We start from the raw sequence: 14656 nt of genomic DNA on the forward strand, positions 1-14656 counted from the left end.
TATCCTGTAAAGGAGAGAAAGTCAATCAAAAGTAAAGACCGCCCCGGGGCTTGCGTCCTTAATACCCCCTGGTAACGTCGTTTTTCATGTTTTCTTCTGATAATTTAAACGTTTCTTTTACGAATGAAGGGACTTTATCGTAGTCAAAATTAAGACTGTATTTCCGGTATTCCGGTTCATCCTGGGAATCGTCATTATACCGGTCCACCGTATAGACTTCTTCCGGCTCAGTAGAGGCGTCGAATTCATCCTCCGTCTGCCCCTGTTTCACCGACACATAAGCGGTAAGTCTTACGCCCGAGTAAAGCTCATTTAAATAGTTTGTGCAGTTAAGTTCACCCGGTACGGAGCTGTTAAGAATCTCACGGATTTTTTCTTTATCGGTCACTGTGGCCACTCTGCTTCCGCGTTCTTTCACATAAACGACATCCTCTGAGACTTCCGCCTCCGCCCTGGCAAGATCCTCCTCTGTAATATAGCTCTCCATCACAATTTTATCCACATTATCAACCGTAAGGAATTCGCCGGCATCAACCCCGCATTTCTTCAGCAGGCTGATTGTCTCTGTAAAGGACGGGTAAATCGGGTAATAAAATTTCCTGTTGAATTCACTGTAGTCATTCCCCTTGGCCTTCAGCGTATTGATGATATCCTGCATTTTAACGGTCTTAAACTGGATTGCCGCGATCGGGCTTTCTTTTCTTCTTGTTTCGGACGTCAGTCCCTTCAGTTCTTTCTGGTATGTTTCCAGAAGCTGGGCCTTCATTTCCTCATTTTTCAGGTTCACATGGCTGAAATCGCTATACTCCTGATAGTTAATTCCCGCTATATCGGATGCCTCATAAGCAAGAACCGGATAAACCGTCTCTTTATATTCATTGCTGTCATAGACTCTGTCCAAAGTATCTCTGACTGCGGACAAACTCATATAATAGCTGCGCAGAACTGTCTTTCCGCTTTTCAGATGATAAGCGACAATTACCTCGTCGATCCTATCACCGTCTTCCGACGGCCAGTATGAATAGCGGCTCTGTGACCTGTTTCCGCGGTTCTTCCGCTTAGCCTCCGCTGCGTCGTTTACACCGCGGTGCCCTATCTCGGCTGCGGCCGCCACATCGGTCAGCCTCATCTTATTAAGCAGTTCCGACGGGGATACGTGGTTCCATTTCACATACTGATATCTTCCCCCTTCATTTCCGGCCATCTCCGGCTCCACCATGTAATCAGAGAGGAAGTCCGCATCCATTCTCCGGCAGTAAATACCGGCCGACTCCACCTTCGCCTCCGATGGGACATAGGAATCGTAGCCGGACAAATCAAACCGGAAGAATGCGAGAATCGCTGCGGCGCAGACCGCACAAAGTGCAAACTGTCTTTTGTGGGCAAAGAGCCTTCTAAAATCAAAATTATAAATGATTTCAATCGTGCAGTAGCTGATAACAAGGCCGCAGATCAGACCGAAGACGCTCCATCCGTCGCTCCCCATCATCTCCTTGAAAAGCAGGCTTCCAAGCAGTCCTATCGGAACTACAAGGAGGAGTTTGATAACCGGCTGGCTCTTCTTGAATGCCATGGCGCGCCCCGCCGCCTCGGAAGGCCTCTTTTTATAAAGGAAAACACAGAGTGCGGTAATCAGGGCAGCCGCTGCTAAGGCCCCTAAAGCCATCCCTGCCGTCTTTTCCGGTATTGAGGCCGCGCTGATGTACCAGGCCGCCGGTGAAGAGCGCTGCGCTAATTTTACAAATGTATCCGTATTCTCGTAGAACGTTATGTAATAACTGCTGTAATAGCCTGTAAGCAGCAGGGTGCTTCCCGGTCCCCAGATGAAGAATACTGCGGTTCCCAGGATACTTACAATCGTATTGCCGGTCATCATAACCGCGGCAACCACCACCGAATAGATTAAAAGGTAAAATGACATGTGGATGCAATAAGCCTTTATCACATCGAACCACGGGAATACCTGCCCCGCTTTTACCTGAATCATAATGCTTGATATGAGCAGGAAAATAAAATACGGTACTGCGGTATAAAGAAAACCGTTTAAATATACAATGCCGAACAGTTTCTCACGTTTTACCGGCACGCTGTGAAAGAAATCTGTTTTCTTTCTGGAGTGCAGGTAGGAAAATCCCGATATGCCGCAGACAACGGCAAACACAAGAATCAGGAACACCATCATCCCATTATTGGCGGACGTCCATTCGAGGAATCTCTCCTGGAGCTGCTGTTTGATTATATCCACACCCTGTGCTTCCCTATCCCACACCATATCTATGCGCTCCTGTGAGAGATAGCTGCTGATCAGCAGAGCTGTCTGTACCGGAAAGGCGAAAAAGAGGATAAGCGATATCAGAGCAACCGTCCAAAGGCGCTGTTTCGTATTTTCTTTCATCAGATTAAAAAATAAGTTTTTTGATGTCATAACCAGCCACCTCCGTTTCACTGATAAATATTTCTTCCAGGGAGAGAGGAATCATTTCGAAAAATACAGGATGGAATGTCTGCATTACCGCCTCAATCTCTTCCTTCTTCCCTCTAACCGTCAGAGTCAGGAGACTTCCTCTGCGCTCTGTCCTGATGATATCAACTCCATTTAACTCCTCCGGTTCCGTACCCGGCAGCAGTACACACTGAACCTTGTGGATATTCAGCTTCATATCATCCAAATCCTTGGACAGCAGAATTCCGCCTTTATGAAGTAGACCCACATGATCACAGATATCCTCCAGCTCTCTAAGGTTATGGGAGGCAATGATTGGAGTCAGGTTCCGCTCCTCCATATCGTTGGCAAAGAGGCTCTTTACCGTCTGGCGCATCACCGGATCCAGCCCGTCGAAGGTCTCGTCGCAAAAGATGTAATCGGTGTTGGCGCAGATTCCCAAAAGTACGGAAAGCTGTTTTTTCATGCCCTTGGAAAAGGTGTTGACCTTTCGTTTCGCGCTCAAATCGAAGTTTTGCAGGAGACCGTAAAACCGCTTCTCATCGAAATTCCTGTATACGTTTCTGTAAAATTTCATCATTTCTTCAGGCGTTGCGTTGTTTAAAAAATACTGTTCATCTGAAATATAGAAAAATCTTGACTTTACTCTGTCATTCTCAAAAATATCTTCTCCGTCGATCGTAACTCTGCCCGCATCCGGTTTCAGAATTCCGGCAGCCATTCTGAGGAATGTACTTTTTCCGGCTCCGTTGGTACCGATAAGCCCGAACACACTTCCATCCCTGATTTCTGCATTAATATGATCAACGGCTGTGATATCGTCAAATCGTTTTGTCAGGTTGATTGCTTCAATCATCCGTTTCTCCTCCTTTTTCCTCCCTTAGGGCCATTACAGCCTCTTTCACGTCCGGCGTAAGGCCGTCCGCTCCTGCCTTTTCCGCCGATTTCTCTGCGGCCGATGCCGCCGCGTACACGCGCGGTTTCCGGTCATTATTGCCATAAAGCTGAATCACCTGCTCCTGAAACTGCAGCATCGTGATCTCTGCCCCTTTTGCTTCCTCCACCAGTTTCCCGAGTCTTATAAAAATTTCTCTCTTCTTTTGTTCACGGATTTGATGGTTTTCAGCCACAAAGCTGCCTCTGCCTTTTACCGAATAAATGTATCCCTGGCGCTCGAGTTCCGCATAAGCTCTCTGGATTGTATTCGGATTGATAGACAGCTCCGTCGCAAGGCTGCGCACGGACGGAAGCTGGCTGTTCTGCTCCAGAATCCCGCGCACCATCAGCTCAGACATTTTCTCGACAACCTGCTCATAGATGGGACGCCGATCTTTATAGTCAATCAGAATCATACGCTCCTCCTTTCCTGTGTCATTTGAATTAAGTGTATTAATTCTTTTAATACACTTAGTATACAAAAGGAGCAGCTCACTGTCAAGCGGCCGCTCCTTACTTTTTTCTTAACATGCTAAAGCTATGTATCGGTAGCATTTGCAAACTTTAATTAGTTTGCTGTAGATTCCTCTACCAGAGCTGCATTTTCGTCAGCTGCTTCGCCGTCTGCTGCCTCTGTATCCTCTGCTTCTGCTACAGTCTCAGCTGCATCAGCTGCTTCTGTGTTCTCTTCCATAGTCTCATCAACAGCTTCTGTTGTCTCGTCTGCTGCTTCTGTCTCAGGAGCTTCTGTTGTTTCAGCCTCTGTTACGGCTGCTGCTGTTGTGCTGCTTGCTCCGCTTCCGCCACATGCTGTCAGAACTGAAGCTGCTAACATTGCACTCATCATCATTACTGCTGCTGGTTTTACAAAATTTTTTTTCATAATAAACATCTCCTCTTTTTTTGAATCAATTACCTTAATTCGTGGTACGCCAGTAATGATAAAGAGAAATTGTGTCAAAATTGTGACCATTTTATTAACGAATCATAAAATTATCCCCATATTTTTTATAAAAAAGAAAGAATTCGTAAGAATATTTTCTTAACACACTGAGTCTGTCAGTGTTTCCGCCTTCCAAATTCTTAATTATTTCATTGAAATTCTGTCATGTACGGACGGTATCTCAGAGCCAGATGACCTCTTTGACAGACATAATTCTCTCTTTCTTTGATTGCAATGCTGTCAAAAAAGATTTTCCAGAGTGTTTCATACTCTTTCTGATCGGTTTTTTCCGAGAGCTCCCCCAGTCTTTTAGCGGAATCTCCTGCCAAAATGTACCAACCGGTATCCGGAGCATAGATTACCGCCCGCTCCCTGTGCTCATCATAGATAATAAACCGTTCCGGCCTCAGCCGATCGGAAAAATGCAGGGCCAGCATCGGAAGGACATCGTTCTTAGGCCCTATTTTTGAAAACATAACCCGGTTCTTAAGCTCTGAAAACCGCAGAAACTGCTTCATATTGTGCGCTTCGTTCAGTAAATTGCGGTTCATTCTGAAAATCTCATGGACAGCCGGTATCTGAAGGTTATCGGTAATCTGCCTGCCGATATGAAAGCCGTATATCAGGAAACGGTAAATTCGATCCGCCTTCTCCTCCTCGAAACTTAAAGAGGCGTTATAAATCCAGCCGTAAGCTTCCCTAGATATCTTACTTACAACAGAATTCGTCACCTTGCCGATCTTTTCCCCGCTCACTTCCACGTCGCGGTATTCCGCAAACAGCTCCATATTGTAGGCGCCATAAAGCTGCAGCTTGACGTTGTCATGTCCCAGACGGCTCATCCAGGCGTCGTAAACACCACACAGGATGGAATCAAAATCATCCCTGCATAAAAATATAACCATGTTACATCTCCCCTGTCATGACGGAGCGGGCTTCCTCAGCGGGCGGCTTAACCTCCATATGGAAGTCGTCGAACAGCGACATCTGCCGGTACAGCCCCCTTTGTTCCAATTCCCAGTGGCGTCTCTTTTCTTCTCCTATTATCTGTCCGGCTATGGCGTCCTCCGACAGTTTTACCGGATACATCATTTTACCGGAGCAGGTAATAAAATATACCGCTCTTTTGAGTACAACCCCCATTTTTTTCAAATCTTCAAATCTCAGTACCGCCTGCTTTCTCGCGGCCACAATGCGCATAGCCGACTTTGTCCCAATCCCCGGCACCCGGAGCAGAGAAGCATACGTCGCCCGGTTCACCTCCACCGGAAAATCTCCCAGATTTCTCAGCGCCCAGTCGCACTTGGGATCCAGAAACACATTAAAATTGGGCTTTGACTCCGACAGAAGCTCCGAAGCGTGGAAACCGTAGTACCGAAGCAGCCAGTCTGCCTGATAAAGCCTGTGTTCCCTTAAAAGGGGCGGCCCTCCGGGCAGGGACGGAAGCAGGCTGTCGTGATTGACAGGCACGAACGCAGAATAGAATACCCTCTTAAGACCGAAATTCTTATAGAGAGCCTCCGTCACAGCCATCAGTTGGAAGTCACTCTCCGGCGTCGCCCCTACAATCATCTGCGTGCTCTGCCCGGCAGGCACAAAGTACGGCTTCTTATTGGATACTCGTCCCACGCCGTAATTGCCATAGACGGACTTTCCCGGGATCACCCGCGGCCGTTCGGGCTCCGCGCTGTCCCCCGGCGATGAAGCCGGCGGAGGGGACTGTATTGTACCGGACGGGGATACTCCCCCGGTCATAACGGCAGTCCGTTCCGATTGATCCGATTGGGCGGCCGGAAGAGACTGGGAGAGCGCTGTCTTCTCTCCGCCTCCGGATGGTAAAGCCCGGGTACCGTCCGTAAGGAATCCCGGAGGGAGTATAATTCCCTTCTTTTCCAGAAGTCCCTCCCGGGCCATCTGCTGTACAATTCCCCTCTGGATCTGACGCATCGGTTTCAGGATCTTATCCCTTGTCTTGCCGGGCGCCAGCTTTCTCAGGCCGTCTGCCGTGGGCAGTTCCAGATTCACGCTCATCCTGTCGGCCAGGAAACCGGTCATCTCTATCAAAGCCGGATCGGCTCCCGGTATCGCCTTCACATGGATATAACCGTTAAACCGGTGTTCATTGCGCAGCAGATACAGAGTCCGGTATATCTGCTCCATCGTGTGATCGGGAGTATCCAGAATCCCTGAGCTTAGAAACAGACCCTCTATATAATTCCTCCGATAGAATTCCATCGTCAGCCTGCATACTTCCTCCGGCGTGAACGCCGTGCGGATCGTATCGTTGGATCTTCTGTTCACGCAATAGCGGCAGTCATAAATACACTGATTCGTAAACAGAATTTTTAAAAGAGAAATGCATCTTCCGTCTGCCGCAAAACTGTGACAGAGTCCCGCCTCACTTGCACTTCCGATGCAGCCGTCCTTTCCCTTCCTCTCAACACCGCTGGAGGTACAGGCCACGTCGTATTTGGCGGCATCTGTTAAAATTTTGAGTTTTTCTTCGATAGATAGATTCTCCTGTATCAGCATATTGCTTCTCCATTTCCATGAGTCTGTTGTAAATAGAAGAAAATCGGACGCATGTCAAATTATGATCTGCTTCTTTACTATAGTTCTACTTTTTCACATATTCTACTTCTTCACATATTCTATTTCTTTGCGTGTTCTGCTTTTCACGTTCCTTATCCGAGACGCTCGCAAAGAACAAATGTTCTGTTTTGATTCTACCACAAGCTTTCATCTTTTTCAAGAGTTTTTCGAACATTTGTTCTGTTCCATATTTTTCCTTCTTCAGCCGGAATTACGGTTTCTCTTCTTATTAATAATACCGTTTCACTCGGATGGGCCTCCCCTGATTGCTCATCATATTTTATACGGTTGTTTCTTAACGTAAAATTAACCTTTAACGCAAAAAACCGGAAGAAGGCAGTATTTCCTTCTTCCGGTAAATTAAATCATTTATTTAATTTCAGAATTGCTGCTGACAGTCTCCGCCGCCGCAGCGGATTTCGCCGCCTTCCGGTCCTTCGTGCCGCGGTCAATCATCCTGAGGATGAAATCTACAGTTCCGTCTATACCATAGCTGGCGCTGTTGATGCAGAGATCATAGTTATTTGCATTTCCCCATCTGCGGCTGGTGTAAAAGTTATAGTAATGAGCATGCTGGCGGTCGATACGCTTCAGGAAACGTCTTGCCTTCTTCTCACTCATCCCGTTGTGTATCTCCATCGTATGGTGCACACGCTGTTCAAACGGTGCGGTAATGTAGATACTGATATGAGGAATGCTGTTGTTGGTCATAATTGCATCGCCGCAACGTCCCATGATGATGAAATCTTCCTTTTTCGCCATATCACAGAGCAGATCACTTTGGTTAAAGAATACGGCGTCCCGTTTGGAAAGACCGTGGTACCGGCTGAATTCCCTCATGTGCTGGCGGATCGTCAGCCTCTTGGCGTCCTCAAACGCGCTGGCCAGGTTTGGTTTGGAGTCGGGATCATCGGAATAGCCGATGGAGTCGCGCACTGAATCCCTCTCCGCCTCCAGCCTCTTAAGCACGGCCTCAAATATCTCGGCATCGTAGTAATTAATTTTCAATTTATCGGCCAGTTTAAAGCCGACATCAATTCCGCCGCATCCATAAGTCCAGCTGATGCAGATAATCAGGTGATCCTCGTTTGAGAAACGGTTCTGAAGATTAAAGGTGTTCAGTTTCGCCATCTCCGGATCAATGATATCCCCGCTGACAAAGCTGGTGGGCAGGCTCATTACCTCCTGAAGAATCAGGTTGTACTCAGTCATTACGAGCTTCCGCTCCGCCTTATCCTTGATGGTGCGGGCCATATTGGCAATCAGGGCCAGTTCGCTCCGCATCAGGTGCCCCTGAGGACGGGTCAGCATCGTATTCACCAGCTCATCTACACACCGTTCCCGGTCTCTGTTAAATACGCGGCCCAGGGAGGAACCTAACTGTGCATAAACTTCTGCATCCAGATCATAGATCCGTTCCGCCAGTTCACGGATTCGTTCTTCACGGATTTTTTCTTCGTTATTTAACATCTTGTCCCCTCCTCCCTATAAAAAGAACAGTAACATATCCAGCACAAAGACCGGAACCAGGATTGCCAGTGACCAGAGAAGATAGCCGAAAAACGACGGCATGCGCACACCGTTCTCGTCCGCTATTGACTTAACCATAAAGTTGGGGGCGTTTCCGATATATGTATTGGCTCCCATAAATACCGCGCCGGCCGAGATAGCCATCAGCATCTGAATCGGCACCGTTCCGAGCGTGGTAGCCATCCCCTCCTTGAATCCGAGCGCCCCTGCCGTGGTCAGGAATACCAGGTATGTCGGCGTGTTGTCCAGGAAACTGGATAGCATTCCCGTTGTCCAGAACATCTGGAACGGCTCTGTGATTCCCAGCTTTCCTCCATTGGCCTTCAAAAGCATAAGAGCCGGCTGCATGGTAATGAAAATACCGATAAAAAGCACCGCAACCTCACGGATTGCACTCCAGGTAAAATGGTTCTCTCTTCTGATTTCCACATTGGTCGTCTTGAAAGAGAGAAACGCCGCAAGAAGAATGATCACAATCTCGATTAAGGCCGGATAGCCAAGCTGCACTTCTCCAAAAATATGGATTCCGCGTACATTTCCCGCCGCATCCTGGAAAGCAGGATGTCCCGGCAGCGTTCCGCTTAAAATAACGGCCGCCACTATCATGACCAGGAAAATAAGATTGTGGATTCCCCTGATTTTAACCTCCGTACCCGGCTTGCTGATATCCGGTTTGAGGCCCAGTGCAATATCTTTTCGATAGGCGCGCCTGTCAATCCAGTAAAACAGAAAGAGAAAAACCGCCATATTCACGAGAAGAAGCGGTAACAGCTTCAGGCTCCAGAAGAAAGGAATTCCTCTCATAAATCCCATTAAAAGAGGCGGATCCCCGATAGGAGTAAGACAGCCGCCGATATTGGAAACAAGGAAAATAAAAAACACAATGATATGGCGTTTTCTTTTTCTCCATGAATTCATTTTAATGACCGGACGGACCATCAGCATGCTGGCGCCAGTCGTGCCAATCCAGCTTGAAAGTAAGGTCCCCAGCGCCAAAAGTCCCACATTGATTCTCGGAGAACCTGCCAGGTCCCCGGACATCGTAATGTTGCCCGAAACACAGAACAGTCCGAACAGCAGGATAATAAATGTCAGATAATCATTCACAATGCATTCCAGCACCGTCTCAAGCGCCGTGCCTGCACTGAATGTAAAAGCAAACGGAATAATAAAGAGCAGCGACCAGAAAATCACCGCATGGGGCTGGTGTCCCTCCCACCACTCTGCTTTAATTAACGGCAGAACCGCAATACATAAAAGAAGTCCCGCAAAAGGAATACACAGCCAGATTGGAACTGACACACTCTCACCGCCGGCCGTCTGCTCCGCAGCCAAGGCTGTAACCGGATTGCAAACAAGCATCAGGCCCAGGCTTCCTAAAAAAGCTAATAACTTTTTCACAACAAAAAACCTCCCTATCCTTTTCTGGACATTTGATAGTCCAGCCAACAATTATAGCAAGTTTAAGGACTAATTACAACAGCAAATTGACTAAATAATAGTAACAATCATGTCAAAATATGTATATTTATAGCAAATTAATACAGGCAAGCCGAATCACCACCGGCTTGCCTGTATATTACAACCTGAAATCTTTCAGTTGCTGCTTTTATAATTGAAGGTACTCGCTCATAGTGCTTTTATTCTGAGCCTCAGATACTCATATTAGCTTCTGTAACCGTCCGGATTTGAAGACTGCCATCTCCAGGAATCCTCACACATTTCTTCGATGCCGCGCTCTGCCTCCCAGCCGAGCTCTGCTTTGGCTTTGGCTGCATCGGCGTAGCATGTTGCGATATCACCCGCACGTCTTGGCTTGATCTCATACTTGATCTCTTTGCCGCTTGCCTTTGCATAAGCTTTTACCACATCGAGAACGCTGTAGCCGTTGCCTGTACCCAGATTATAGATGGTAACGCCCGCCTTCTCTTCTATCTTTTTCAGCGCCTTTACATGTCCCACAGCCAGGTCTACCACATGGATGTAGTCACGGACTCCCGTACCGTCATGGGTCGGATAGTCGTTGCCGAAGACGCCGAGGCATTCAAGCTTGCCTACCGCCACCTGCGCAATATACGGAATCAGGTTGTTGGGGATACCCTTGGGATCCTCACCAATCAGGCCGCTCTTGTGTGCGCCAATCGGGTTAAAGTAGCGAAGGAGAACCACATTCCACTCCGGATCCGCCACATGGAGGTCGGTCAGAATCTGTTCCAGCATACTTTTTGTCTGTCCGTATGGGTTCGTAATCTTGCCCTTCGGGCATTCCTCTGTAATCGGGACAAACGCCGGATCGCCGTAGACAGTCGCCGACGAGCTGAAAATAATATTCTTAACGCCGTGATTCCTCATCACATCGCAGAGAAGCAGGGTTCCGGTAATGTTATTATGATAATATTCCAAAGGCTTTGCAACAGATTCTCCCACTGCCTTAAGTCCGGCAAAATGGATAACGGAATCAATGTTTTCTTTCTCAAAAACTGCGTCAATTGAAGGCTTATCCAATAAATCGGCCTTGTAAAACGTCACCTGCCTGCCTGTGATTTTTTCCACACGCCTTAAGGACTCCTCGCTGGAATTAATGAGATTATCCACTACCACAACCTCATATCCCGCGTTCAAAAGCTCCACGCACGTATGGCTTCCTATGTATCCTGCACCGCCTGTAACTAAAATTGCCATAATAAACATCCTCCTTCTAATCAAAACTGCATGTTCAGCCTTAATTATAAACGCAGGACATTTATAATACAATCAGAAATATTGCGATAAATTATCGAATTTATGCTATTTTCCAGGATTGGCTGCCGGATCGGCATCCGGCCTTCTGCATGGGTAGCAGAAACCGGTATGCAGACAGAGAATACTGCCTTGTCTCCGACACTGTTTTTCCGGGCAGCCACACACCCGGGATAAACCGCTTCCGGCTCATCCGTTTTTCTCAAACTCCAGCCTTAGTTTTTCCAGGGCCTTCTTCTCAATCCGGCTGACATAAGAACGTGAGATTCCCATCTTCCCTGCTATTTCCCGCTGGGTGCGTTCCTGTTCCCCGAAAAGCCCGTACCGCATGCTCAGTACCTCCTGCTCCGTATTTTTAAGGCATTTCTTGTAAGCCTCATAAAGCTCTGAGACATCCTGCTCCAATATGATTGTCTCCAGGGCGGCCTTATCTTCCGCCTCAATCACATCGATCAGGTTAACGGTCTCTCCGTCCTTATCAACACCAATCGGGTCATATAAGGAGACATCTTTGGAATGCTTTTTACCGGCGCGAAACAGCATCAGAATCTCGTTTTCCACACATTTCGCTGCATAGGTAGCCAGGCGGGAACCGCGGTCCATCTTGAACGTATTTACGGCTTTGATCAGTCCGATTGTCCCAACCGACAGAAGGTCTTCCATTTCATAATCGGTATACTGGTACTTTTTTATGACATGGGCCACCAGCCTTAAGTTGCGTTCAATCAGGACGGCCTTGGCTTCTTCGTCTCCCTCTTTGCAGCGTTTTAGATACTCACGTTCTTCACTGGCCGTCAATGGTTTTGGAAATGTTTTCAAAGAAAGCCACCTCAAAGCTACGTTAGTCTATCTTATGCGCTTTGAGAGCCTTAAGTGCTTTTACAACTTTTTACAGGCTGGTACTATTTTAGAAACCGTCATTTTATGCTTATCCACCGCTTTACGGCATACTCTTTAACTGCTCCATCTGTTTTTCAAATGTTTCACGGTTCTCGGCTTCCGACCTGGTAGGATCCGTACCGTCATAGAAGGGACAGGGCAGTTCACTGCATTTGCCGCAGTGATGAAATTGTTTTGTATATGTACAGCAATCATATATTTCACAGCTCTTCCCACCGGTAAAGGTAAGCCAGAATGGTTTTCCCTGGATTTCGCGGCAGCCGCCGCAGCCGTCTTCCGTTCCGTAATACCCGCACTCCGGACAGACTACGCCGCACGGGCTGATTGGATCTTTGCTCCTCTTGACTGAAAAGACAAGATGCGGCATTACGACACCTCTGTAATGTTTGATTATCGTTTCCCTGTACTCCATTCCATTTCTTCCCGCAACCTTTTGGGATGGGATATTGTTGTCTCTGATAATCGAAAAGACTTCCTCCGCGCCCAATTCCCTGAAAGCGTAATCACGGCATGCGGCGGCGGCCTCCAATGCGTAGCCCTGATGCCAGTATGCCCTTTCAAAAAGATATCCTACTTCGAGTACGCGCCTGTCACCGCAATCCTGCATTGTAAGCCCGCACTGCCCAATGATACGGCCGCTTTCCTTCAAAAGTACGGCCCACAGACCGAATCCTTCTTTTTCGTATCGTCCTATCTGTCTGTCCAGCCATTCCTGCACTTCCCCGTCGCTGAAAGCTCCTTCATATGCGTACATGGCCTCTTCATCCTGCAGTATCCTGCACAGTGCGTCAAAATCCCCCTGATTCATCTTGCGCAGAACCAGCCGGTCGGTCTCTAATATCATATTCATGTCTCCTTATTCTGTCTGCTTCTCCTACAGTGTAAAGCGGATTGCTGTTTCGCCCGGTTCCTCAGGAAATTTTCAGGACATTCCGGGCCAGGCACCAAGAACACGCCTCTCACCCCTGTATCGTTTCCAGCGCCTCTTTAATATCCCGGGCGACAAGGGGACTCATGCTTTCTTTATATATTCCCGGATTCGCTTTTCTAAGGGCTTCACAGATATCTTCCCGCAGTTCCGGCTTCCATTTAGCTATGGACGGCAGGGCTTTGATGCATTGTCTGGATGTAATGGGCTTTTCGTCCTCAATATGCTTAAGGTAACGGTCAATCAGCTCGTCTATCTTATTTTCCGTATCCCACCTGGCGTTGGCTGCTATCAAAAGCAGGCCTCTTGTCCTGATGTAGGAGTTGTCATGATCCATCATTTCTGCGAAAAAGTCAAAAAACGGATAAACGTTGTCCGTATCCGCAGATTCTTTTTCCAGTGTTTTAAAACTCTGGTAGGCTCTTGTCTCATCTTTCGTTTTCAGCGCCTCCACAAATTCTGCAACTTGACCGAAATCCACTCTATACACTCCCTTTCTTCTTTCGTTTTCTATTCTCGATCCGCTGGCAGCAGGTCGGATACTTCCCCTCCGCCTCATGGGTGGCCCGGCACTCGATACAATTTCCATGGCGGACACATTTTCTCTTGCATGGACAGGCCGGATTGTTTATTCCCGGTAAATTAGGGATGGCGGCTCCGCCGGGTTGGGGGAAATTGGGTATGTTGATTTTTCCTGTTTCGTTGGGGATGGGATCTTTGCTCTTTTCCATGGTTTTGGCTCCTTCAGGACTGCATTATTGTGATTTGCTTATGCTGCTTTTGATAGGAAATGAATTTTCTTTTTAGCATTTGCATTTATGATTTGTTTATGCCTGAAATTGTGGAGCGGTTTATGGGGACAATGGATTGTGATTAATTTTGTATATAGCCAGTGAGGCGGGGATAGTATTTGCACAAATGATTTTTGACGGTGAATCAGCTTCAAACTCCGCATGCTGTGACTGACTTATACGTGGTCTGCTTTGTAAAATACCAATTTCAATCCACACAGCCCTCCGCAGGTGTGACGGAGGTTCCATAATTTACGTCACCCTTATGTCAAGTCAACGACATAATTTTCTACTTATTCAGCCGAAGTCCAACTTTTTAAATGATGGTGGACTTCGGCTGAATTTTTATACAATTTACTTTCCAAACAAGTTGGAATGTGTTCCAGTATGAGAAGCAATTAAAACCAGCTTGTCTTGCTGTATTGCATAAATCAGCAGCCAATCCGGTAAAAATTGTGTGCTGAATTGTAGCCTGAGGGTAAATAGCAAGCTGAGATTCCCGTTTGTAACCCAAGAATCCCTGTTTGTAAATAAAAATCCTGTTTTGTAAGCGAATTTCCCGTTTTGTAAACGAGTTCCCGGATTTTCATTTACACTTTAATATGTTATAATACGTTCAGCAATAAATTTGCGTACAACGACCAGAAATCAATTTCCTCCCGCTGTACGCTGAATATGTGATCCACGGTAGTCTCGAGTGAATATTAACAGTCACCATCTCTGCCATACCTATGCGACAAATTTCGACAGGATGCTGTATCGAACATCATAAAATTCAGTCGGTTTTTTGTACTACTTCTATCTGGGGTTTCAGAGAGTTTGAAAAAAAGTCTGTAAATGTTAATCTTCTATGA

General features: G+C 47.1%; 13 protein-coding genes and 1 pseudogene. All 14 read right to left on the minus strand.

Annotated elements, in window-relative coordinates:
• Positions 1-58 precede the first annotated feature (58 nt).
• The gene (locus EJL91_RS03915; protein WP_125140638.1) at positions 59-2425 is read right to left on the minus strand and encodes a DUF6449 domain-containing protein; all 2367 of its coding nucleotides are present in this window, start codon (positions 2423-2425) and stop codon (positions 59-61) included.
• Complete coding sequence (locus tag EJL91_RS03920; RefSeq protein WP_125140639.1) at positions 2400-3299, minus strand: ABC transporter ATP-binding protein; 900 nt, start codon at positions 3297-3299, stop codon at positions 2400-2402. The genes EJL91_RS03915 and EJL91_RS03920 overlap by 26 nt, the downstream gene beginning before the upstream one ends.
• Positions 3292-3795: a GntR family transcriptional regulator gene (locus EJL91_RS03925; RefSeq protein ID WP_341466944.1), complete on the minus strand. Its 504-nt coding sequence runs from the start codon at positions 3793-3795 to the stop codon at positions 3292-3294. The genes EJL91_RS03920 and EJL91_RS03925 overlap by 8 nt, the downstream gene beginning before the upstream one ends.
• 152 nt (positions 3796-3947) lie before the next feature.
• Entirely contained in the window at positions 3948-4262 is a 315-nt protein-coding gene (locus EJL91_RS03930; protein ID WP_125140640.1) for a hypothetical protein, read from the minus strand.
• Positions 4263-4471: 209 nt separating this feature from the next.
• Complete coding sequence (locus tag EJL91_RS03935) at positions 4472-5227, minus strand: TIGR03915 family putative DNA repair protein (protein ID WP_125140641.1); 756 nt, start codon at positions 5225-5227, stop codon at positions 4472-4474.
• 1 nt (position 5228) lies between these two features.
• On the minus strand, positions 5229-6854 hold the full coding sequence (locus tag EJL91_RS03940; RefSeq protein WP_125140642.1) for a putative DNA modification/repair radical SAM protein: 1626 nt from the start codon (positions 6852-6854) through the stop codon (positions 5229-5231).
• Between the two features lie 429 nt (positions 6855-7283).
• Positions 7284-8384: a cytidylate kinase-like family protein gene (locus EJL91_RS03945; protein ID WP_125140643.1), complete on the minus strand. Its 1101-nt coding sequence runs from the start codon at positions 8382-8384 to the stop codon at positions 7284-7286.
• 15 nt (positions 8385-8399) lie between these two features.
• Complete coding sequence (locus tag EJL91_RS03950; RefSeq protein WP_206429451.1) at positions 8400-9845, minus strand: sodium:proton antiporter; 1446 nt, start codon at positions 9843-9845, stop codon at positions 8400-8402.
• 264 nt (positions 9846-10109) lie between these two features.
• Positions 10110-11126: a UDP-glucose 4-epimerase GalE gene (gene galE, locus EJL91_RS03955; protein ID WP_125140644.1), complete on the minus strand. Its 1017-nt coding sequence runs from the start codon at positions 11124-11126 to the stop codon at positions 10110-10112.
• A 246-nt stretch (positions 11127-11372) separates the two neighbouring features.
• Positions 11373-12002: an RNA polymerase sporulation sigma factor SigK gene (gene sigK, locus EJL91_RS03960; RefSeq protein ID WP_125140645.1), complete on the minus strand. Its 630-nt coding sequence runs from the start codon at positions 12000-12002 to the stop codon at positions 11373-11375.
• Positions 12003-12123: 121 nt separating this feature from the next.
• Positions 12124-12927, minus strand: a complete 804-nt coding sequence (locus EJL91_RS25340) for a GNAT family N-acetyltransferase (protein ID WP_125140646.1) — start codon at positions 12925-12927, stop codon at positions 12124-12126.
• 115 nt (positions 12928-13042) lie between these two features.
• On the minus strand, positions 13043-13492 hold the full coding sequence (locus EJL91_RS03970) for a SufBD protein (RefSeq protein ID WP_125140647.1): 450 nt from the start codon (positions 13490-13492) through the stop codon (positions 13043-13045).
• Between the two features lies 1 nt (position 13493).
• Entirely contained in the window at positions 13494-13742 is a 249-nt protein-coding gene (locus tag EJL91_RS03975) for a hypothetical protein (protein ID WP_125140648.1), read from the minus strand.
• A 414-nt stretch (positions 13743-14156) separates the two neighbouring features.
• A pseudogene (locus tag EJL91_RS24840) lies at positions 14157-14252 on the minus strand (type II toxin-antitoxin system YafQ family toxin); the annotation flags it as partial.
• Positions 14253-14656: the final 404 nt, after the last annotated feature.

This window comes from Clostridium transplantifaecale, assembly GCF_900626075.1.
Taxonomy (GTDB): Bacteria; Bacillota; Clostridia; order Lachnospirales; family Lachnospiraceae; genus Otoolea; species Otoolea transplantifaecalis.